General features: G+C 71.4%; 16 protein-coding genes, 1 tRNA gene and 1 riboswitch. Of the genes, 9 read left to right on the forward strand and 8 right to left on the reverse strand.

The genetic code is table 11. The features are described 5' to 3' along the window. Positions 1 to 178 precede the first annotated feature (178 nt). Positions 179 to 970 carry an IclR family transcriptional regulator gene (locus ACQEU8_RS31095; RefSeq protein WP_433106984.1) on the forward strand — a complete coding sequence of 264 codons (792 nt, stop codon included), beginning with the start codon at positions 179 to 181 and terminating at the stop codon, positions 968 to 970. Between the two features lie 106 nt (positions 971 to 1,076). Here ACQEU8_RS31095 and ACQEU8_RS31100 read toward each other — a convergent pair. The 3 genes from ACQEU8_RS31100 to ACQEU8_RS31110 form a co-directional block, all read right to left on the reverse strand. After that, a tRNA-Lys gene (locus tag ACQEU8_RS31100) sits at positions 1,077 to 1,150 on the reverse strand. A 31-nt stretch (positions 1,151 to 1,181) separates the two neighbouring features. Continuing rightward, positions 1,182 to 3,002 carry an AMP-binding protein gene (locus ACQEU8_RS31105; RefSeq protein WP_433106986.1) on the reverse strand — a complete coding sequence of 607 codons (1,821 nt, stop codon included), beginning with the start codon at positions 3,000 to 3,002 and terminating at the stop codon, positions 1,182 to 1,184. Positions 3,003 to 3,127: 125 nt separating this feature from the next. Next, positions 3,128 to 4,138: a DUF3533 domain-containing protein gene (locus tag ACQEU8_RS31110; protein ID WP_433108848.1), complete on the reverse strand. Its 1,011-nt coding sequence runs from the start codon at positions 4,136 to 4,138 to the stop codon at positions 3,128 to 3,130. 154 nt (positions 4,139 to 4,292) lie between these two features. On the opposite strand from ACQEU8_RS31110, the gene ACQEU8_RS31115 reads away from it, so the two are divergent. From ACQEU8_RS31115 to ACQEU8_RS31130, 4 genes are all read left to right on the forward strand, one after another. Next, positions 4,293 to 5,417, forward strand: coding sequence for a winged helix DNA-binding domain-containing protein (locus ACQEU8_RS31115; RefSeq protein WP_433106988.1), 1,125 nt, complete (start codon positions 4,293 to 4,295; stop codon positions 5,415 to 5,417). A gap of 86 nt (positions 5,418 to 5,503) precedes the next feature. Next, entirely contained in the window at positions 5,504 to 6,265 is a 762-nt protein-coding gene (locus ACQEU8_RS31120; protein WP_433106990.1) for a FadR/GntR family transcriptional regulator, read from the forward strand. A 177-nt stretch (positions 6,266 to 6,442) separates the two neighbouring features. Next, a complete protein-coding gene (locus ACQEU8_RS31125) occupies positions 6,443 to 8,440 on the forward strand; it encodes a glycosyltransferase family 2 protein (protein WP_433106992.1) in 1,998 nt (665 codons plus the stop codon). Then, positions 8,437 to 10,458 (forward strand): galactose oxidase-like domain-containing protein, encoded by a 2,022-nt coding sequence (locus ACQEU8_RS31130; RefSeq protein WP_433106994.1) that lies wholly within the window; start codon positions 8,437 to 8,439, stop codon positions 10,456 to 10,458. Before ACQEU8_RS31125 ends, ACQEU8_RS31130 begins: the two co-directional genes overlap by 4 nt. Before the next feature lie 110 nt (positions 10,459 to 10,568). Here the strand turns inward: ACQEU8_RS31130 and ACQEU8_RS31135 are convergent, their stop codons facing one another. Beyond that, positions 10,569 to 11,636 (reverse strand): glycoside hydrolase family 6 protein, encoded by a 1,068-nt coding sequence (locus ACQEU8_RS31135; RefSeq protein ID WP_433106996.1) that lies wholly within the window; start codon positions 11,634 to 11,636, stop codon positions 10,569 to 10,571. Between the two features lie 189 nt (positions 11,637 to 11,825). Next, positions 11,826 to 11,947: riboswitch (cobalamin riboswitch) on the forward strand. A 27-nt stretch (positions 11,948 to 11,974) separates the two neighbouring features. On the opposite strand from ACQEU8_RS31135, the gene ACQEU8_RS31140 reads away from it, so the two are divergent. Both ACQEU8_RS31140 and ACQEU8_RS31145 read left to right on the forward strand, forming a co-directional pair. Continuing rightward, positions 11,975 to 12,208, forward strand: coding sequence for a CbtB domain-containing protein (locus ACQEU8_RS31140; RefSeq protein ID WP_433106998.1), 234 nt, complete (start codon positions 11,975 to 11,977; stop codon positions 12,206 to 12,208). Between the two features lie 20 nt (positions 12,209 to 12,228). Continuing rightward, positions 12,229 to 13,053 carry a CbtA family protein gene (locus tag ACQEU8_RS31145; protein ID WP_433107000.1) on the forward strand — a complete coding sequence of 275 codons (825 nt, stop codon included), beginning with the start codon at positions 12,229 to 12,231 and terminating at the stop codon, positions 13,051 to 13,053. A gap of 153 nt (positions 13,054 to 13,206) precedes the next feature. Here ACQEU8_RS31145 and ACQEU8_RS31150 read toward each other — a convergent pair whose 3' ends face one another. After that, positions 13,207 to 13,986, reverse strand: coding sequence for an HAD-IIA family hydrolase (locus ACQEU8_RS31150; RefSeq protein ID WP_433107002.1), 780 nt, complete (start codon positions 13,984 to 13,986; stop codon positions 13,207 to 13,209). Positions 13,987 to 14,351: 365 nt separating this feature from the next. Here ACQEU8_RS31150 and ACQEU8_RS31155 point away from each other — a divergent pair, with 365 nt between their 5' ends. After that, positions 14,352 to 15,428 carry a Gfo/Idh/MocA family oxidoreductase gene (locus ACQEU8_RS31155; RefSeq protein ID WP_433107004.1) on the forward strand — a complete coding sequence of 359 codons (1,077 nt, stop codon included), beginning with the start codon at positions 14,352 to 14,354 and terminating at the stop codon, positions 15,426 to 15,428. A gap of 291 nt (positions 15,429 to 15,719) precedes the next feature. Here ACQEU8_RS31155 and ACQEU8_RS31160 read toward each other — a convergent pair whose 3' ends face one another. Both ACQEU8_RS31160 and ACQEU8_RS31165 read right to left on the reverse strand, forming a co-directional pair. Beyond that, positions 15,720 to 16,589, reverse strand: coding sequence for a fumarylacetoacetate hydrolase family protein (locus ACQEU8_RS31160; RefSeq protein WP_433107006.1), 870 nt, complete (start codon positions 16,587 to 16,589; stop codon positions 15,720 to 15,722). Between the two features lie 112 nt (positions 16,590 to 16,701). Further along, positions 16,702 to 18,213: a DUF445 domain-containing protein gene (locus ACQEU8_RS31165; protein WP_433107008.1), complete on the reverse strand. Its 1,512-nt coding sequence runs from the start codon at positions 18,211 to 18,213 to the stop codon at positions 16,702 to 16,704. 362 nt (positions 18,214 to 18,575) lie between these two features. Between ACQEU8_RS31165 and ACQEU8_RS31170 the strand changes: the two genes are divergently transcribed. Beyond that, the gene (locus ACQEU8_RS31170; protein ID WP_433108850.1) at positions 18,576 to 19,874 is read left to right on the forward strand and encodes an SGNH/GDSL hydrolase family protein; all 1,299 of its coding nucleotides are present in this window, start codon (positions 18,576 to 18,578) and stop codon (positions 19,872 to 19,874) included. Between the two features lie 12 nt (positions 19,875 to 19,886). Here the strand turns inward: ACQEU8_RS31170 and ACQEU8_RS31175 are convergent, their stop codons facing one another. Next, positions 19,887 to 20,852 (reverse strand): ABC transporter ATP-binding protein, encoded by a 966-nt coding sequence (locus ACQEU8_RS31175; RefSeq protein ID WP_433107010.1) that lies wholly within the window; start codon positions 20,850 to 20,852, stop codon positions 19,887 to 19,889. Positions 20,853 to 20,892: the final 40 nt, after the last annotated feature.

Raw genomic sequence — 20,892 nt, forward strand, 5'->3', positions numbered from 1 at the left:
AAGCGCTCCCAGGGGGCGCATCAGGGGGCGCGCCAGGGGGCGCATTCAGCCGTCTGGCATATGCCGATAGCGGCAACAGCCCCCTGCTCGGCCATGGTTGACCGCTATCGTGAGATATGAAGCCGTGACCGCACGAAGCGGGCTCGGTACAAACGGTCACAACCTCCAGGGGGACACCGTGACGCTACTCCAACCACCCGGAGGCCCGTCCGAGGAGCCGGGACGGGAGCCGGTCACGCCCTTCGGCTCCGTACGGCATGCCCTGCGGGTGCTGGAGACCGTCGCCCGGTACCGGGACGGCGTCAACGAGGAGGCGATCGCCCGCGGTGCGGAGCTGCCCGCGGGCCAGCTGGATCAGCTGCTGCGGATGCTGTGCCGCGAGGGCTATCTGGCCCGCCTGGAGGACGGCTCGTACGTCGTCGGCGAGGCGCTGGTGCTGCTGGGCTCCGGCGTGGACCGGGCCCGTGCGCTCCGCGAGCGGCTCCAGGCCACGCTGGACGAGCTGCGGGACACCGTGGGCGCCGCCGTCTACTTCGGCCGGTATCAGGACGGGGAGCTGGAGAACACCCAGGTCGCCGACGGCCCCACGACCCCGGCGGTCAACCAGTGGGTGGACTTCCGCTCGGCCGCGCACGCCACCGCTATCGGCAAGTGCCTGCTCAGCCAGCTCGACCACGACCGGCGCCTCGACCACCTCTCCCGGCACAGGACGCCACGGCTCACCTCGCGGACGATCACCGACGAGCGGCTGCTGCTGACCGCGCTCGACCGGCAGCCGCCCACCGTCCCGGTGCTCGACCTCCAGGAGTACGCCGTGGGCACGGTCTGCGCCGCGGTGCCGGTGACGGCAGGCTCCGCGGTCAGCTGTCTGGCCCTCTCGCTCCCCGTCACCCAGGCGCACCGGCTGCGCAGAGCCGCCGAGGTGCTGAGCCAGCGGGCCGCGCCGGTGATGCTGTCGCTGGCGATCTGAGGCGCCGGGCACGGACGCGGCCGAAGCGTCGCGCACGATCATGACGGCGCCCGGTGCACATACGACTGTGGCCCCCTTGGAAACCAAGGGGGCCACAGTCTCTGTGTACGCCGCCAGGGACTCGAACCCCGGACCCGCTGATTAAGAGTCAGCTGCTCTAACCAACTGAGCTAGCGGCGCCCGTCGCCGTTTCCGGCCGACGAGAGAAATACTACCCCCTTCGCGAGGGTGCTGATGACCACTCGTCCGCCGCTGTCCGGCCCGCCACCAGCCCCACCCGGCCGTGTGCCGCGTACCGGTCGAGCAGCGCCGCCAGGTCCGGGCCGGTCAGCGGACGGTAGCCGGCGCCCGGGCCGCGCTGCAGGGCCTCTCCCCCGGTCCGCCCCGGCTCGTCGTATGGCGTCCACCACACCGGCTCCGGGCAGCGGAAGCCCGTGCGGCGCAGCGCTGCGCGGTCGATCTTGTGGGTGGCGGTGAGCGGCAGCGCGTGCAGTACGCGGACGAACCGGGGCGCGGCCTTGGTGGCCAGATCTGGTTGGCCGGCCAGGAAGGCCGTGAACGCCTTCGGATCGAAGGTGCCCTCCTGGCCGACGGCGAGGGCGGCCATGACCTGGTCGCCGGAGACCGGGTCGGGCACCGCGTAGACGGCGGCGGAGCGTACGCCGGGGCAGCGGGCGAGGATGTTCTCGATGACGGCGGCGGCCAGGTTCTCGCCGTCGACCCGCAGCCTGTCGTCCGCGCGCCCGGCGAAGTGGAACCAGCCCTCCTCGTCGCGGAAGAACAGATCGCCGGTCCAGTACCAGCCGTTCCGGGTGCGGGCCGCGTCGGCTGCCGGATTCTTCCAGTACCCCTCGAACCGGGTCGGCTCCCGGTTGACGAGCTCGCCGATGGCGGCCGCGACGCCTCGCAGTGTGCCGTCCGGTGCCCGGCGGGCGCGGGGGCGCTCCACGCCGGTGTCCGGGTCCACGACGGCCAGGTCGGTGCCCGGCGCGGCGCGGCCCACGGCGCCGGGCGGGGCGCCCTCGGTGTGCTGGAGGGCCGCACCGCCCTCGGAGGAGCCGTAGCCCTCCACCAGCCGGACGCCGAACCGGGCGGTGAAGCGGGCCGCGTCCACAGGCCCGGCCTCGGTGCCGAAGCCGAGCCGCAGCGGGTTGTCGGCGTCGTCCTCGCGGGCCGGGGTGGCGAGCAGATACTGGACGGCGCGGCCGACATAGGTGAAGTAGGTGGCCCCGTAAGCGCGTACGTCGGGCAGGAAGCGGGAGGCCGAGAAGCGGCGGGCCAGCGCAACCCCGGCGCCCGCGGCGAGCGCCGGCGCCCAGCCCGCGATGACGGCGTTGCCGTGGAACATCGGCATGCACAGGTAGTGGACGTCCTGAGGCTGTACGGCGAACCGGCGGGCCAGCGCGCTGCCGGCTGCGGCCAGCCTGCCCTGGGTGACGACGACGGCCTTGGGGGCACCCGTGGAGCCGGAGGTGAAGGTGAGCAGCATGCGGCGGGAGGGCTCGGGCGGGGCGACGGTGACCTCGCCCGGCTCGGCGGCGGCGTAGGGGCGCAGCAGCTCGGTGTAGTCCGGCTCGTCGGTCACCAGCAGCCGCCCGGGGTGCGTGCCGGTGCCGCGCCGGAGCACGGGCAGCTCCAGGCCCTCCAGCAGCGCCAGATGGGCGCGTTCGGTGACCAGGAGGGCGCACTCGGTGTGGGTGATGTCGAGGGCCAGTTCGGCACCGCGCCGGGTGGGGTTGATGCCGACGGCGGTGGCTCCGGCGAGCGCGGCGGCGGCCAGCCAGAGGGGGTATTCGGGGGTGTTGTCGAGCAGCAGCCCGACGTGCGGCTCGGCGTCGCGGGGCAGCAGATCGGCCAGGAGCGCGGCGCGCGCTGCGGCCGCGGAGGCAGCGGCCTGCCGGGTGAGGGTGAGCCCGGCGGCCTGCAGCCCGCCGGGGTGCGGATCGTGCCACTGGGCCCGTATCAGCTCGGCGACGGTGCCCGCCGGCTGGGGCGCGGGGTGTGTACGGGGTGCGCTCGCCGATGCGCTCATGGCCGCGCACGATAGCTGACGTAGCGTCAGGTCGGGAGGGGCGCGGCCCGCCGGGCTCCTCAGGTCGGGAGGCCCGCAGCCCTCTGCGCCCTTCAGGTCGGGAGGCCCGCAGCCCCCCGGGCTCCTCAGATCGGGAGGGACAGCCCGGGCTCCCTGCGCCGCAGCGACCCCAGCATCAGCAGCACCGCACCCGCCAGTGCCCAGACCGCGAGCACCAGCAACGGGGTGCCGAGCGCGTTGCCGGAGAAGTAGACGATGTTGCGTACGGCACTCGTCCCCGCGCCGGTCGGGATCCAGTCGCCGATGGCCCGCCAGAACGAGGGAATCAGATGCTTCTGGAAGGCGCCGCCCGCGCTCGGGTTGCCGAGCACGACGAAGATGAGCACCGCGACCCCGATGCCGACGACCCCCAGGAACGCCTCCAGCGCCAGCGTGCACGCCGCCGTACCGAAGACCAGCAGCGCGCCCACCCACCACAGCGCCACGAAGTGCCCCGGCAGCGCGTGCAGCACCGGGTCGACGATGATCGCCCCGCCGAGCCCGGAGAGGATCGCGTACCCCGCCGTCCCCGCCAGCCGCAGCGCACCGAGCTCCGGCCGGGCCGGGCGGGTACCGGCCAGCACCCCCATGAGCGAGGCCAGCAGATAGCCGCCGACGAGCCAGCCGACGATGAGGTAGAACGCGGTCAGGCTCTCGTAGTCCTGCTGCCCCGACGGAGCGATGTCGACCACCTTCAGCTGCCGCTGCTGCTCGCCGGCCACCCGCTCGCCGACGTTGCGCAGCGCCTGGGCCTGCGGTCCGCCCGCGCCGGAGGCGACCAGCAGGGTGTCCCGGTCGCCGCGCGGGTTCATCACATAGCCGCCCTCCGCCTTCCGCTCCCGGATGCGTTCGTGGGCCGCCCGCTCGTCCTTGACCACGGTGACGGCCAGCGGGTCGCCCGGCAGCCGGTCGAGCCGCTCGGCGGTCTGCTGGGGCGCGACGACGGCGACCGGGATGCCCTGCGGATCCGGGTTGTGGAAGGAGCCGATGTAGGAGAGCAGGAAGCCCAGTTGGACGACGAACACCCCGAGGACCAGGGCGAGCGTGCCGGGAGTGAGCGCGCCGCGGGCTCCGGCGCCCGCGGTGGCGTTGTGCATGGACGGCATGAAGGCGTTCCCTTATCGGTGCCCTTGCGGAAAGAGTCTCCATCCATACCGCATGGACCGGTTCGTCCCCCGCCGTTGGGGTTCCGGGCGCGCCGTGCTGCGTCATCGCGTGGCGCGGCGGGGTGCCATCGGCGAGACTCTCACCATGCCCGCAACCCTGACGCGGCCGGCCCTGAGCCGCGCACTCCTCGCACGTCAACTCCTCGTCGAACGCGCCAAGATGCCGGTACGGGACGCGGTCGAGCACCTGGTCGGCATCCAGGCCCAGGCGCCGAAACCGCCGTACTTCGCGCTGTGGAGCAGGGTGGCGGACTTCGACCCGCGGGAGCTCTCGCTGCTGCTGGAGGGCCGCGAACTGGTCCGGCTCAGCGTCATGCGCGGCACCGTGCACCTGGTCAGCGACCGCGACGCCCTCCAGTTGCGCGCCCTCACCCAGCCGCTGCACGAGAACTGGGTGCGCACCTCCCTCGCCAAGCAGCTCGGCGGCGAGGACCCCTGGCAGGTGGCCGAGGCGGCTCGCGAACTGCTCGCCGCACAGCCGCTGACCGGCAGCCAGCTCGGCGTCCGGCTCCAGGAGCGCTGGCCACAGGTGGAGGCCCGTCCGCTGGCGATGACGGCGCGCTATCTGCTGCCGCTGGTGCAACTGCCGCCACGCGGACTGTGGGGGCGCTCCGGGCAGCCGGTGGTGGACACGGTCGAGCGGTGGCTGGGGCGGCCCCTGGCGGCCGAGCCTTCCGTGGACGCGATGGTGCAGCGCTACCTCGGCGCCTTCGGCCCGGCCTCCGTACGGGACGCGCAGGCATGGTCGGGGCTGACCCGGCTCGGCGAGGTGCTGGAGCGGCTACGGCCGCAGCTGCGGGTCTTCACCGACGACGAGTCGGGCCGCGAGCTGTTCGACCTGCCCGACGCGCCCCGGCCCGACGCCGAACTCCCGCTGCCGGTGCGCTTCCTGGCCGAGTACGACAACATCATCCTCTCCCACGCCGACCGCTCCCGGCTCATGGACGAGCCGGTCCGCCGCGCCCTGGTGAGCAAGAACGGGCAGGTGCCCGGCACCTTCCTGGTGGACGGCAAGGTGCGCGGCACCTGGAAGGCGGACACCAGCCGCAAGACCGCCACCCTCACCCTCACCCCCTTCGGACGGCTGGACGACGAGGCGGAGCGGGCGCTGGCCGAGGAGGGCGAGCGGCTGCTGGCGTTCGCGACCGACGGCCGCCCGGGGCCGCATCAGGTCACCTTCGCCGCACCCCGCCCGGAGGGGCCCGCGTAGGCTGACGGCCCAAGAGCGGGATGCCGGAGCCCGAAGGGCGGGATGACGCAGCCCGGTGACCAAGCCCGGGTGAAGGAGGCCACAGGGTGCGCAGCCGGGGAAGACTCGGGGAGATCCAGGAGCGGATCAAGAGGCTGATCATCGAGGAGCGGCTGCCGCCCGGCGCCCCGATGCCCACGGAGACGGAGCTGATGGAGCGGCTGGAGGTGAGCCGCAACTCCGTACGCGAGGCGCTCAAGGCGCTCCAGGCGATGGGCATCGTGGAGATCCGGCACGGCTTCGGCACATACGTCGGCGCCATGTCCATGGCCCCCATGACCGAGGGGCTCTCCTTCCGCACCGTCGCCGGGCACTACCGCGGCGAGGACAGCCTGCTGCAACTGCTGGAGCTGCGCGAGGCGGTGGAGACGGGGCTGATGGCGCGGCTGGTGGCCGGACCGCGGCAGCTGGCCGAACTCGAGGAACTGGTCGACCGGATGCGCCGGGAGGCGGACGCGGGCCAGGTGCGGGCCGAGACCGACCGGGCCTTCCATTCGGCGCTCTACGCCGGGCTGGGCAACTCGCTGCTGAGCGAGGTGCTGGACGCGTTCTGGGACGCGTTCCACCGGGTGCGCACCGACCTCGCCGAGCTGCACCCCGACCCGCGGGTGACCTGGCAGCAGCACGCCGCGATCCTCGACGCCGTACGGGACGGTGATATGCGGCGCGCGGAGCAGGCCGTCCGCGCCCACTTCGGCAACATCCGGGAGCGGCTCCGTTCGACCGCGCCGGACGCCACCACGCGGCAGCCACGGTTCGATGACTCCTCCATCACATCTGCCGCTTCCATAACGCCCCAAGGGCGTTAAACCGCCCTTCCGCTCTTGCGTTCATGTGCCAAGTTGTAGAACCTGACGTGCGATCGGTCGAACAGTGCTGCGGGGGGCAGGGGCACTGAGACCAAGTACGCCGCGCCCAACGCGGGGGCCAGGGTGCGGATTCGGCACGAGGGCACGCCCCATACGGGCGTGCGGGGGGACAGAAGCATGACCACGCCGCGCACGGGCGGCCCGCAGGGTTTCGACGACCAGGACCCGACGCAGACGACACAACTGCGCATACCGAGACCGCCGATATCCGGCGGACAGCAGCCCTCACAGCGTTTAACCGCCCCCCACCGCTCCCGCTCCCGCAGACCCTCCCAGCACCCCTGGGAGCGCGCCGCGCCCCGCTACGACTACGAGCACTTCAGCCGGCTGGCGGGCCCGCTCACCCGGCCCGACCCCGAACGGCCCTACCGGGTGCGGTACCGCAGCCTGCTGGCCGACGAGCCGCACCGGTTCCGCGCGGGCTTCCTACTGTGCCTGGCCCCGCTGCTGTCCGCCGCGCTGCTGATCTGGCTGATGCAGCCGGACCACTGGACGCGCCGCGACGCGGGCGAGGTGTCCGACCTCGTGCTCAAGCTCGACGTCGTCATGCTCGTCTCGATCGGTCTGATCGAGTTGTTCCGTACGCTCAATGTGCTCTCCAACGCACACGCCACCCTGGTGGCCCGCGACCCGGTGCCCGTGGTGCCCGAGACCGGCACCCGCGTCGCCTTCCTCACCTCGTTCGTGCCCGGCAAGGAACCGATCGAGATGGTCACCAGGACCCTGGAGGCGGCCGTCCGGGTCCGGCACCGCGGCACCATGCACGTATGGCTTCTCGACGAGGGTGACGACCCCGAGGTGAAGGAGGTCTGCCGGCGCCTGGGGGTGCACCACTTCTCCCGTAAGGGCGTCCCCGGGTGGAACACCGCCAAGGGCGCCTTCCGTGCGAAGACCAAGCACGGCAACTACAACGCCTGGCTGGACGCGCACGGCGACGACTACGACTTCTTCGCCGGTGTCGACACCGACCACGTTCCGCTGCCCAACTACCTGGAGCGGATGCTCGGTTACTTCCGCGACCCGGACGTCGGCTTCGTCATCGGCCCGCAGGTCTACGGCAACTACGACAACTTCGTCACCAAGGCCGCCGAGAGCCAGCAGTTCCTCTTCCACGCCCTCATCCAGCGCGCCGGCAACCGCTACGACGCACCGATGTTCGTCGGTACGAGCAACGCGGTGCGCATCAAGGCGCTCAAGGCCATCGGCGGCCTCTACGACTCCATCACGGAGGACATGGCCACCGGCTTCGAGATGCACCGGCACCGCAACCCGGCCACCGGCAACAAGTGGCGCTCCGTCTACACCCCCGACGTGCTGGCCGTCGGCGAGGGGCCCAACGCCTGGACGGACTTCTTCACCCAGCAGCTGCGCTGGTCGCGCGGCACGTACGAGACCATCCTCAAGCAGTACTGGCGCGGCCTGGGCAGCATGCCGGTCGGCAAGATGTTCAACTACACGCTGCTGATGCTCTTCTACCCGGCCTCGGCGCTCAACTGGATCCTGGCCGCGCTGTCCTGCGCCCTCTTCCTCGGCATGGGCGCCTCCGGCGTGCAGATCGACCCGACCATCTGGATGGCGCTGTACGGCAACGCCACCGCACTCCAGATCGGGCTGTACGTGTGGAACCGGCGGCACAACGTTTCCCCGCACGAGCCGGAGGGCTCGGGCGGGCTGGCCGGGATGCTGATGTCCGCGCTGTCGGCGCCGATCTACGCGCGCTCCCTGTTCGACACCGTGCTGCGGCGCAAGAGCAAGTTCGTCGTCACCCCCAAGGGCAACTCGGCCAGCCCGGACACCCTCTTCGGCACGTTCCGGGTGCACCTGTTCTTCATCGCGGTCTTCGGGGGCTCGCTCGTCGGCTCCCTCTTCCTGGGCCACGACCACCCGGCGATGCTCACCTGGGCCGCGCTGGCGCTGCTGATCACGGCGGCGCCGATCGTCGGGTGGCGGTCCACCGTGCGGGCTGAGAAGCGGCGCCGTGCGCGCAGGGGACGCCGGAGGAGGTCCGCGTCCGCACCCGCGCCCTCGCCCGGGCCCCCTGAGTCCTCGGCCTCGCCCGCACCCTCGTACGACCAGCAGATGCACCACACCGCGCTTGGGGGACACGAACGATGACAAACCGACGGAGCCGCCGCCGGGTGGCGGGCGCCAGGAAGCGGCGGGCCCGGCGCATAGCCATCGGTACGGCGGTCGTTGCGCTCATCGCCGGGTTCAACGGCCCGGCGCTGTACGGCTTCGCCTCGGCGAAGTACCACGACTACGAGATCAACCAGCCCGAGTACAAGGCGGAGAAGGGCCACTGGCAGATCGTCGGCGTACCCGAGAAGTACCGGATCAACACGATCCACGCGGCGCTGCTGCACACCGGCAAGGTGCTGCTGGTGGCGGGCTCGGGCAACGACGCGACGAACTTCAAGGCCAAGAGCTTCCGCACCGTGCTGTGGGACCCGGCGAAGAACACCTTCAAGAACATCCCCACCCCCAACGATCTGTTCTGCTCGGGGCACAACCAGCTCCCCGACGGAAAACTGCTGGTCGCGGGCGGCACCCAGCGCTACGAGACGCTGAAGGGCGATGTGAAGAAGGCCGGCGGGCTGATGTTCCTCTACAACGAGAACCCGGACCGCGGGAAGACGATCAAGAAGGGCACCCGCTTCACCGGGCGGAAGAGCGGCAAGACGTTCGTCGCCCAGCACACGGTCATCCTCCCCCGCGCGAAGAAGGTGAAGAACCCGAGGACCGGCAAGGTCGACACCGTGCACAGCGTCACCCGGGTCTACGCCGAGGCGGCGAAGAAGGGCCGGAAGCACCAGACGGGTACGGAGGACCAGTACCGGGTCAGCGGCCTGCACGGCACATGGAAGCGGAACGTCTACGGCGTCGCCCAGAAGATGTCCTTCGACAAGAAGGACTTCCAGGGCATCAAGGACGCCTACGAGTTCGACCCGGTGGCCGAGCGCTACATCACCGTCGACCCGATGAACGAGGCCCGCTGGTACCCCACCCAGCTCACCCTCCAGGACGGCAGGGTGCTGACCGTCTCCGGGCTCGACGACATCGGCCAGGTCGTCCCCGGCAAGAACGAGATCTACAACCCGAGGACGAAGAAGTGGCACTACATGCCCAGGACCCGCTTCTTCCCCACCTACCCCGGGCTGCATCTGATCGGTGAGAACCGGGTCTTCTACAGCGGCACCACCGCCGGCTACGGACCCGCCGACAAGGGCCGCGTCCCCGGCGTCTGGAACCTTCGGACGAATCGGTTCACCAAGATCCCCGGCATGAGCGACCCGGACGTCCTGGAGACGGCGATGTCCGTGCCCCTGCCCCCCACCCAGTCGCGGAAGTTCATCGTCGAGGGCGGCGGCGGGGTCGGCGAGTCCGACAAAACCACGGACAAGACCCGCGTCGTGGATCTGACGTCCGACACCCCGCGCTTCCAGGACGGCCCCAAGCTCTACGACAAGGTCCGCTACCCCAGCAGCGTGATCCTGCCGGACGACACCGTGCTGACGACCAACGGCTCCGGCCGCTACCGGGGCAAGAGCGACAGCAACGTGCTGAAGGCCGCGCTGTACAACCCGAAGTCCAACCAGTTCAAGGAAGCCGCCGCGCCCCTGGTCGGCCGCAACTACCACTCCGGCGGTCTGCTGCTGCCCGACGGCCGGGTGATGACCTTCGGCTCCGACTCGCTGTACGCGGACAAGGCCAACACCAAGCCGGGCGCGTTCGACCAGCGGATCGAGATCTACACACCGCCGTATCTGCACAAGGGAAAGCAGCAACCGGAGTTGCGGAAGGCGGGCGGCAGCCCTCGGACGCTGGCGCCCGGCGCGCGTATCTCCTTCAAGAGCAAGGACGCCGCCTCACTGAAGAAGCTCCGACTGGTGCGGCCCGGCTCCTTCACTCACGTCACGAACGTGGAGCAGTCGTCGGTGGCGCTGAAGATGAAGAAGTCGCCTGACGGGACGGTGACCACGACCATCCCGGACGATCCGTCACTGGTGACGCCGGGCTGGTGGATGGTCTTCGGCGTGGACGGGAACGGTGTCCCGTCGAAGGCCCAGTGGGTCAAGGTGAACGTCGACCCCGGTGCGGCCCATCCCCCGGTGACTGCGGGGAACCCGAAGTAGGGGGGACGCGCCCCGTAAGGGGCGCGGGGAACTGCGCGAGCAACGACAACGCACCCGCAGCCTGCAACCGACAGCCAGGGGCAGCCCCTCCCCAGAACAGGGCGGGAGGGCTACCCCTTGGCGTTGCGGGCCAGTTCCAACGCGTAGGACGGCCACCAAGTACCCGGCGCAGGACCCCCACGGCACTGGCCGTCCGACTCCCCGGGGCGCTTGATCCACAGGTAGGCGTCCACCGCCTTGTTCCCCGTCCTGGTGGTGGGCGCCTCGCCCAGCGCCCGCCCGGGCGGGTTGCACCAGCTCTCCTGCCCGCCACCGCGCAGCGGCCCGTTTCCGTTCCTGCTGGTGTCGACGACGAACGGCTTGTCGCCGACCATCGCGGACAGCCGCTTGCCGTACGCGACGTTCGAGGCGGTCGTCTGGAAGTTGGAGACGTTCAGCGCGAACCCGTCGGCCGCGCCGATCCCCGCCCGGTTGAGCGGTTCGACCAGCCCGCCCGGATCGCGGACCCAGTCCGGATTGCCGGCGTCCAGATAGACCTTCGTACGGGGGAGTTTCCCGAGCCGGCTGACGGCGTCGTGGAGGAGCTGGTAACGCTCCTCGCGCTGCTGCGGCGCGGCGCAGTCGCCGGAGACCGTGTGCGCCAGGGCGTCCGGCTCCACGATCACCGTGGCCGTCCGGTTCCCGATGCCCTCCGCGACGCCGTCCAGCCAACTGCGGTACGCCGCCGAGTCCTTCGCGCCGCCCTTGCTGTACTGGCCGCAGTCGCGGTGCGGGATGTTGTAGAGGACGAGCAGCGCGGCGCGGTCCGCGGCGGCAGCGGCCTTGGTGACGCGGGCGGTGTGGCCACGGGGGTCCTTCGCGTCGATCCACTCCGCCACCGGCTGCCGGGCGATCTTCGCGAGCTGCCTGGCCCGTGCGGAACTCCCGTCCTTCGCATAGGCACGGGCCTGCCGCGCGGCGCTGCCCTGGGGGTTCACCCAGTACGGGGCAACGGACTTGGGGCGCTGCCGCACCGTCGAATCCGGCTGCTCACCGTCGTCCGAACCGCCGCCCGACGACGAGCAGCCGGCCAGCAGCAGGGCCGCTGCCAGGGCGCTGCCCGCCACGTTCCGGGCGCGGGCGCGCACCGTATGCGCCGTACGCAGGTGTCGTGCGCCGTCTTTGGCGCTGCCGTACATCCATTCCCCCTCGGCTGTGCTCCGGCCGCCGACGGACCAGCGACCGGCCGTCGGCCGGACCCCTGACGGGCCACAACGTCGCCCATCGTGTCACAGGGCCCGTACCGCACGGCCGGGTTCCGCACCCGGTGTGACGGAGTCCTTATTGACAGTGCCCATGTCAGGCTGGGAGCCTCCCGGACGGCACACTTCCATATTGAGGCGACAGAGCGCAGGAACCCGGTGCGACTCCGGGACGGTCCCGCCACTGTGTCCGCAGCCGCCCCCGACGGCTGCGGGAGTCAGGAACTGACCTGTCGCTTCTCCACCGATGGGGCGTGGAAACCCCAGGAGGAGGCATGCGGATGTCCCCGCACACCGTCGGCACGACCGTCGCATCCGAGAGCGCCGCCGCACACCCGGCGACTGTCAGGACCCGCGACTGGCTCATCGTCGCCGCCGCCGCGATCGTCGCACTGATCGCGCTGTACGCCGTCTTCGTCGACAACGGCAATCTCGTCTCGGCCACCGGCTCCTACCTCCACGAGTTCTCACACGACGGCCGTCATCTGTTCGGCGCCCCCTGCCACTGACCGATCGGGGGTCGCTCGACATGTCCGTCTCCGCACAGCCAACTCCCTATCCCCTGCTGCCCCTTCTCGGCCGCGGCCTCGCGGCCGGCGGGATCGCGGGACTGGCCACGGGGCTGTTCTCGCTGCTGCTCGCCGAACCCGTGATGGACCGCGCCATCCGGCTGGAGGAGAAACGCTCGGCGGCGGAAGCCGCCGCGCACAGCCACGCGGGTCACGGTGGGCACAGCCATGCCGCCGAGGCCGAAGAGCTGTTCAGCCGGGGCACCCAGCACTTCGGGCTGGTGGTCACCGCCGTGGTGGCGGGGCTGGCGATCGGGGTGTTCTTCACCCTCGCCTATGCCCTCGTCAACCGCTCCGCCGCCCGCGACGACGGCCGCGGCTGGCAGCGCGCCATGGGCCTGGCCGGTGCGGGATTCCTCGCGCTGTCCCTGCTCCCGGCGCTGCGCTACCCCGCCAACCCGCCTGGGGTCGGTGACGGCGGCACCGTCACCGAACGGCAGGGCCTGTGGCTGGCCGCGCTGGTCATCGGCGTACTGGGAATGGTGCTGGCGCACCAGGTGCACCAGCGGCTCGGACAGGCCGGGCACGGCCTTCCGGTACGCCAGTTGGGGGCCGCGGCAGCCGTCGTCGCCACCTTGGCGGCGCTCTTCCTGCTGCCGGACAACCCGGACCCGGTCCCGGTTCCGGCCGCCCTGCTGTGGGACTTCCGAGTGCTCTCGCTGGGCGGGCACCTGGTCCTGTGGACCGTACTGGGCGCCGTGTTCGCGGCCCCGGCGCTGCGCCGGCAGCGGCCCTCCGACCGGGAGGGGCAGCCCGAGCCGGCGACGGCTTCGGCGGCCTCCTGAAGTCGGAAGCCTGCACCGGGACGCCGGGCGGGGGCCGCGCCGCCGCCTCCGCCCGAGCATCCGGCCTCGGCCCGGCTTCGGCCCAGCCGCAGAACCGTGCGGCCCCCGCTTCGGGCCCGCCCCGCCGCGGATCCGGTTGTGGACCTCCGCGCCTCAGATCCGGTCGACGAGGTCCGCGATCGAGTCGACGACGCTGGAGGGGCGGTAGGGGTAGCGCTCGATCTCGTCGGGGCGGGTCAGCCCTGTCAGCACCAGGAAGGTCTCCAGACCGGCCTCCATACCGGCACGGACATCGGTGTCCATCCGGTCGCCGATCATGGCGCTGGTCTCGGAGTGGGCGCCGATCGCGTTGAGCCCGGCGCGCATCATCAGCGGGTTGGGCTTGCCGACGAAGTAGGGGTGCTGGCCTGTGGCCTTGGTGATGAGGGCCGCGACCGAGCCGGTGGCGGGCAGCGCACCCTCGGCCGAGGGGCCGGTCTCGTCGGGGTTGGTGGCGATGAAGCGCGCGCCGTCGTTGATGAGCCTGATGGCCCGGGTCAGCGCCTCGAAGCTGTAGGTGCGGGTCTCGCCGAGGACGACGTAGTCGGGGTCGGCGTCGGAGAGGACGTACCCGATGTCGTGCAGGGCCGTCGTCAGCCCGGCCTCCCCGATCACATAGGCGGTGCCGCGCGGGCGCTGGTCGTCCAGGAACTGCGCGGTGGCCAGCGCGGAGGTCCAGATGTTCTCCGTCGGCACGTTCAGCCCGATACGGGACAGCCGTGCGTGCAGGTCGCGAGGGGTGTACATGGAGTTGTTGGTGAGCACCAGGAACGGCCGCCCCGACTCCTTGAGCCGCTTGATGAACGAGTCGGCGCCGGGGACGGGGATTCCCTCGTGCATCAGCACACCGTCCATGTCGGTGAGCCAGGACTCGATGGGCTTGCGCTCTGCCACGGATGGACTCCTGCCAGGTCGTGGTGGTCCGGCCGACGGGGATGTGCCGCTACGCCGAGGCACGAAACCGGCCGCCGCGCTCAGCGTAACGGCAGCAACCGGTGCTGGTCAGCCGAGACGTACGCCGCCGAGTGCGTCGGGTGCCCGGGCGCGACGGTGCGACTTGTTACCGCTCCGTAGAGCATCGTCTGCGGCAGTCGGCAGGCAGTTCCGCCGACAGAGGTTCCGCGCCGCGTTCACCTCGCCGTTGTGCCGGGGCCACAAGCGCACATCCAAATGCGGACGTTGGGCGGCAGCTCCGCGTGGGCGAGGGATGACTGGGGCGGGTGCGTGCTCCGGTGGGCGGGCTTTGCAAGGGTGGGGGCATGAACCGCATGGACACCACCGTCACGCCGCTCCGCGTCGGGCTGCTCGGCTACGGCCTGGCCGGATCGGTCTTTCACGCCCCGCTGATCGCCACCACGCCGGGGCTCGCCCTGGACACCGTCGTCACCTCGGACCCGGAGCGCCAGAAGCACGCACGGGAGGCCGGCGGCCCGGACGGTGAGGTGCGCACGGTCGCGTCGGCGGACGAACTTTTCGCGGACGCGGACAGATTCGACCTGGTGGTGGTCGCCACCCCGAACCGCACCCACGTACCGCTGGCGCACCGTGCGCTGGACGCGGGGCTGCCCGTCGTGGTGGACAAGCCGCTGGCGCCCACCGCAGCGGAGGCCCGGGAGCTGGCGGCGAAGGCCGAGTCGCGCGGGCTCCTGCTGGCGCCGTTCCAGAACCGCCGCTGGGACAACGACTTCCGTACTCTGCGCTCGCTGCTGGGCCAGGACGCGCTGGGCGATGTTTTCCGCTTCGAGTCCCGGTTCGAGCGCTGGCGGCCCCGGCTCAAGGGCGGCTGGCGCGAGTCGGGCGACCCGGAGGAAGTGGGCGGGCTCCTCTACGATCTGGGCAGCCACCTCGTCGACCAGGCACTGACCCTCTTCGGCCCGGCCGCGTCCGTCTACGCGGAGTCGGACGTACGGCGCGCGGGTGCCGAGGCAGACGACGACACCTTCATCGCCATCACCCATGAGAACGGCGTCCGCTCACACCTGTGGATGAGCGCCACGGCGGCCCAGCTGGGCCCACGCTTCCGGGTGCTGGGCAGCCGGGCCGCGTATGTGAAGTACGGCCTCGATCCGCAGGAGAACGCCCTTCGCGCGGGCGCCCGCCCCGCCGAGGGGGTTCCCTGGGGCGTGGAACCCGAGGAGTCCTGGGGGGTCCTCGGCGCCCAGGACGCCCCCGACGAACTTCGTACGGTGCCCACGTTGGACGGTGACTACCCCGCGTTCTACGACGCCGTCGCCTGTGCGCTGCGCGACGGTACGCCGCCGCCGGTCACCGCCCACGAAGCGGCGGCCACGCTTCAGGTACTGGAAACGGCACGCACGTTTGCGCAGGGCGCGTAAGCCGAAATTGCGCTTGGGCAGTCTGCGCCAGGGGTGCAGGGTGGGCAAGCGCAGCCCACCGGCCCGCGGACGGCAACGAAACGGCGCGCACCCGCGGCGGGGAGCCGACGCATCGTCGCCGGGTGCGGCCCGGTGGCCGGTGCTGCGCTTGCCAGCCCTGCGCCTCTGGCGCAGACCTCCCAAGCGCAGCTCATGCGCAGCCCTCCCAAAGCGCAGGTCAGGCGCAGACCCCCCAAGCGCAGATCAAGCGGAGCCCTCCCAAAGCGCAGCGCAGCGCAGTGCAGTCGGCGGCTACGCCGATTTCATGACCTGGCGTTGGCGGCCGAGGCCCGCGATTTCGAGCTCCACCACATCGCCGTCCCTCAAATACGGCTTGGGGTCGGGCATTCCCATGGCGACGCCGGCGGGGGTGCCGGTGGAGATGACGTCGCCGGGGTAAAGCGTCATGAAGTGGCTGAGGTAGCGCACGACTTCGGCGACGGAGAAGATCTGATCCGCGGTGCTGCCGTCCTGCCGCAACTCGCCGTTGACCCAAAGGCGCATCCCGAGCGCCTGCGGGTCCGGCACGTCGTCGGCGGTCACCAGCCAAGGCCCCAGCGGGTTGAACGTCTCGCAGTTCTTGCCCTTGTCCCACTGGCCGCCGCGCTCGATCTGGAAGGCGCGCTCGGAGACATCGTTGGCGACCGCGTACCCGGCCACGTGGGACAGCGCCTCCTCGTGGGAGGTCAGATAGCGAGCTGTGCGGCCGATGACGACGGCGAGTTCGACCTCCCAGTCGGTCTTCTCGCTGCCGCGCGGGATCAGCACCGTGTCGTCGGGGCCGACGACGGTGTCGGGCGCCTTCATGAAGACGATGGGCTCCTCCGGCACCGCGGCGCCGGTCTCCCGGGCGTGGTCGTGGTAGTTCAGCCCGATGCACACGATCTTGCCGATCCGGGCCAGCGGCGGCCCGGTCCGCAGCCCCTCGGGGCCGTCGCCCGCCGCCATCTCGGGCAGCCTTCCGGCGGCGGCCGCCGCTCGTACCCGGTCGAGTGCGGCGCCGTCGGCGAGCAGGTCGGGGTCGATGTCCGGGACGATCCCCGACAGATCGCGCAGGGTTCCGTCCTCGTCCAGCAGCGCGGGGCGCTCGGCTCCCGCGGGTCCGACGCGGAGCAGTTTCACGTGACTCTCCCTCCCAGGCGAATCAGCTGATCCTCCAAGAGGGCGTTCAGAACTACAAGAGAGCGTTCACGTACTGGACCGTAGCTTCCATGGCACGGAACCGCAGGCGGGCCTACACCCCGAACAGCCGGGCCAGCGTGTAGATCGCCAGCCCGGCCAGCGAGCCGACGACCGTGCCGTTGATCCGGATGAACTGGAGGTCCCGGCCGATATGGGCCTCGATCTTCTTCGAGGTGTGCTCGGCGTCCCAGCCGGCGACCGTCTCGGAGATCAGCGAGGTGATCTCGTCCCGGTAGGTGGTCACCAGATACACCGCGGCGCCCTCGATCCAGCCGTCCACCTTGGACCGCAGCCGCCCGTCGGCCGACAGCCGCTGGCCCAGCGACAGCAGTGCGGCCCGGGCCCGGATCCGCAGTTCGCTGCGCTCGTCCTCGGCGGCGGCCACCAGCATGGCCCGTACGGCACCCCACACCGAGGCGATCAGGTCCTGCACCTCGTCGCGGGCCAGCGTCTCGTTCTTCAGCCGTTCCACCCGGGCGCGGGTGTCCGGGTCGGACTGGAGGTCGGCGGCGAAGTCGGTGAGGAAACGGTCGACGGCGCCCCGCGCGGGATGGTCGGGCATGTCCCGCATCTCGGTGACGAAGCGCAGCAGTTCGCGGTAGACGCGCTCGCCGACCTTCCGGTCCACGAACTTCGGCGTCCAGCCCGGCGCGCCCCCAGCTACCGCGCCCATCACCGAGTCGCCGTGCTCTCGCAGCCACTCGGCGGCCCGGGTGCACACCAGGTCGACCACGCGGCGGTGGCCGCCGTCCGTGACGATCTTCTCCAGCATCGTGCCCAGCCCCGGCGCCACCTCTTTCGCGGTGGCCCGGCGGGTGATGGCCTCGCTGACGACGGCCTGGACGTCCGAGTCCCGCAGCACGGTGAGCGCGCCGCGCAGCGCGGTGGACAGCTCGGCCGTCACCCGGTCCGCGTGGTCGGGCTGAGCCAGCCAGGCGCCGAGCCTGCTGCTGATGCCGACGGCACGCAGCCGATCGCGTACGACGTCGGCGGAGAGGAAGTTCTCCCCGACGAATTCACCGAGGCTCTGGCCGAGTTGGTCCTTCTTGGTCGGGATGATCGCGGTGTGCGGGATCGGCAGCCCCATCGGATGCCGGAAGAGCGCCGTGACCGCGAACCAGTCGGCGAGCGCACCCACCATCCCGGCCTCGGCGGCGGCAGCCACGTAACCGGTCCAGGGGCCCGCACCCGCGTGCTCCGCCCACTTGGTCAGCGCGAAGACGGTGGCCATCAGCAGCAGCGCGCCGGTGGCGATGGTCTTCATTCGCCGTACTCCGCGCCGCCGCTCCTCGTCGGCGGCGGTGAAGCCACCGACCCCGCCCGGCCCGCGCGGCCCCGAGCCCCCGGCTCCACCACCCGCACCGCCCGCACCACCGGAAGCACCGCCCGCGCCACCCGCGGCATCCGAAGCACCCCCGGCGCCCGCGCCGCCCGCGGCACCCGAGTGGCCCAATGCCCGGTCCCCGGATCCGGTGAGTTGCCGTTCCACGGCGTTGCCGCGTGTGATCGCCCTCACGTGGGCATCCTCACCTCCCGGCCGCTCGCCCTCGGTCGTCCGTTCCATCCGCTCCCACCCTCCCCCTGAATCGCCGCTGGCCACGCCCCGAATACCGGCGGAAATCCCGGAATCGTGGACTGCCCGGCAGCACCGGTCCCGTCCCGATCCGCCAACGAACGCGGGGAGGGACATTCTCCCTCCCGGGGCATCAAGTGGAACGGAGCAAGGGTGTTCCGCGTCTGTGTGAGCGGCAGTAGCGAAACAACGTCAGCAAGGACCAGGTGCCGGGGGAACACCCACCGACTGCCCGTCCGGCGTACGGCCCCGCACAGGCGCCGTGCCCCGATCGTGGGATCATGGCACCGCAGACCATCCGGAGCCGTGGGCTCCGTGCAGCCCGAGGAGAACCATCGCGCGTGACCAGGAACATGGGCTATGCCCTGCTCGCCGGACTGGCGGCGATCGTGGTCCTCGTCTCGACCGCGATATTCATCGGAGCGGGCAACAACGGCAACGGGCTGGACGAGAACTCACCCCAGGCGCGTAACCCGGCCGCGCCCGCCTCCTCGGGCAACTGGGTCGGCACCTGGTCGGCGGCGCCCGCGGCGGCCGAACCGCACACCCGGGACGGCTTCGCGAACATGTCGATACGGAACGTCGTGCACACCTCGGTGGGCGGCACGGGCGCCCGTGTGCAGCTCTCCAACCTGTTCGGCAACCGCCCGCTGACCATCACCCACGCGAGCGTCGCCCTCGCCGCGGCCCCCAGCAACCCCACGGCCGCGGCCGGCAGCATGCGCCGCCTCACCTTCGGCAACAAGCCCTCGGTCACCATCCCGGCCGGCGGCGAGGTCACCAGCGACGCCGTGCGGCTCAACGTGCCGCACGCCGCGGACCTGCTGGTCACCACCTACTCGCCCACCCCCTCCGGGCCTGTGACGTACCACCCGTACGCACGGCAGACCAGCTATGTGGCCGCGGGCGACCGCGCCGAGGACACCTCCGGCACGGCCTTCAACCAGCAGAGCCCGTACTGGCGTTACCTCACAGCGGTGGACGTGTGGAGCTCCGAGACCCAGGGTGCCGTGGCGGTGCTGGGGGACTCGATCACCGACGGCATCACCTCCAGCCCCGGTGCCAACCGGCGCTGGACCGACTTCCTCGCCGAACGGCTGCGCACCGAGCGGGACGCGCCCCGGCTGAGCGTCGTCAACTCGGGCATCAGCGGCAACCGCGTCCTGGTCGACGGCAGCAAGTTCTCACCCAACAACGGGCCGAGCGGGCTGACGCGGATGAGCCGGGATGTGCTCTCCCGTACCGGGGTGAAGGTCGTCGTCGTGGAGATGGGCCTCAACGACATCATCAAACCGCCCAGGCAGCGGGATCCGAAGCGGATCGTCAACGGCCTGCGGGACATCGTGCGGCAGGCGCACACGCGCGGGCTGCGCGTCGTCGGCGCCACGCTCACCCCCTTCGGCGGGCACCGCGGCTACACCCCGCGCATGGAAGCCGTCCGGCAGGCCGTCAACGCCGAGATCCGTAAGGGGAAGGTGTACGACGACGTGGTCGACTTCGACGCAGCGCTGCGGGATCCCGCGCACCCCGAGCGGCTGCGCGCGGCCTACGACTCGGGCGACCATCTGCACCCCAGCGACAACGGGTACCAGGCGATGGCCCAGGCTCTCGACCTGAAGAAGCTGAAGGGCGCCCGCCCCGCCAAGCTGTGAGGGATCGCGGGTTCAGCCCGCGTACATCCGGGCGATGACGTCCTCGATGTCCGGCTCCCGGATGGAGAGATCCACCAGCGGATACTCCGCCGCCAGCTGGGAGACCAGCGGGGCGGCGCTGGCGGAGGCGGGGAAGGCCAGCCACTGCCGCGGGCCCTCCGTGCGGACCGTACGGGCGCCCGCGATGCCCTCGATGGGCGGCAGCTCGTGCTCCAGGTCGACCACCAGGGTGCGTTCGCCCCGGCCCACCTCGTGCAGGCCCGCGAGAGGGCCGTCGTACATGAGGCGGCCGTGGTCGATGACCACCACCCGCTTGCACAGCTGCTCGATGTCGCTCAGGTCGTGGGTGGTCAGCAGCACGGTGGTGCCCCGCTCGGCGTTGAGGTCCAGCAGGAACCGGCGCACCCTGGCCTTGCTGACGACGTCCAGGCCGATGGTGGGCTCGTCCAGATAGAGCACCTCGGGGTCGTGCAGCAGCGCGGCGGTGATGTCACCGCGCATCCGCTGGCCCAGCGACAGCTGCCGTACCGGCACGTCCAGCAGATCGCCCAGCTCCAGCAGCTCCACGCAGCGCGCCAGGTTCTCCTCGAAGCGGGCCCGCGGAATGCGGTACATCCGGCGGACCAGTCCGTAGGAGTCGCGCAGCGGCAGATCCCACCACAGGGTGGTGCGCTGCCCGAAGACGACGCCGATACGCCGCACCAGCGTGGTGCGCTCGCGCCACGGGTCCACCCCGGCCACCCGCAGCCGCCCGCCACTGGGGGTGAGGATGCCGGTGAGCATCTTGATGGTGGTCGACTTTCCGGCGCCGTTGGGTCCGATGAACCCGGTCATCTCGCCGCGGCGCAGGGTGAAGGAGATACCGTCGACAGCCCGCACCTCGCCCGCCGAACGGCGCAGCAGGCCGGTTTTACGGCGCACCGTGAAGGTCTTGGTCAGGTCCCGTACGTCGATGAGCCCGCCGTCCGTGTCGGCCACTGCTGCTGCGTCCTTTCTGTCGTCTGCCGTCCGTCTGCCG

Source organism: Streptomyces sp. CA-250714, assembly GCF_050936705.1.
GTDB lineage: Bacteria > Actinomycetota > Actinomycetes > Streptomycetales > Streptomycetaceae > Streptomyces.

Excerpts from the sequence above, each read along its gene's own strand:
- ACQEU8_RS31115 (WP_433106988.1), top strand. The coding sequence starts at position 4,293 with ATGCCCGCAACCCTGACGCGGCCGGCCCTGAGCCGCGCACTCCTCGCA.
- ACQEU8_RS31145 (WP_433107000.1), top strand. The coding sequence starts at position 12,229 with ATGTCCGTCTCCGCACAGCCAACTCCCTATCCCCTGCTGCCCCTTCTC.
- ACQEU8_RS31130 (WP_433106994.1), top strand. The coding sequence starts at position 8,437 with ATGACAAACCGACGGAGCCGCCGCCGGGTGGCGGGCGCCAGGAAGCGG.
- ACQEU8_RS31135 (WP_433106996.1), bottom strand. The coding sequence starts at position 11,636 with ATGTACGGCAGCGCCAAAGACGGCGCACGACACCTGCGTACGGCGCAT.
- ACQEU8_RS31110 (WP_433108848.1), bottom strand. The coding sequence starts at position 4,138 with ATGCACAACGCCACCGCGGGCGCCGGAGCCCGCGGCGCGCTCACTCCC.
- ACQEU8_RS31165 (WP_433107008.1), bottom strand. The coding sequence starts at position 18,213 with ATGGAACGGACGACCGAGGGCGAGCGGCCGGGAGGTGAGGATGCCCAC.
- ACQEU8_RS31105 (WP_433106986.1), bottom strand. The coding sequence starts at position 3,002 with ATGAGCGCATCGGCGAGCGCACCCCGTACACACCCCGCGCCCCAGCCG.
- ACQEU8_RS31125 (WP_433106992.1), top strand. The coding sequence starts at position 6,443 with ATGACCACGCCGCGCACGGGCGGCCCGCAGGGTTTCGACGACCAGGAC.
- ACQEU8_RS31140 (WP_433106998.1), top strand. The coding sequence starts at position 11,975 with ATGCGGATGTCCCCGCACACCGTCGGCACGACCGTCGCATCCGAGAGC.
- ACQEU8_RS31155 (WP_433107004.1), top strand. The coding sequence starts at position 14,352 with ATGAACCGCATGGACACCACCGTCACGCCGCTCCGCGTCGGGCTGCTC.
- ACQEU8_RS31170 (WP_433108850.1), top strand. The coding sequence starts at position 18,576 with ATGGGCTATGCCCTGCTCGCCGGACTGGCGGCGATCGTGGTCCTCGTC.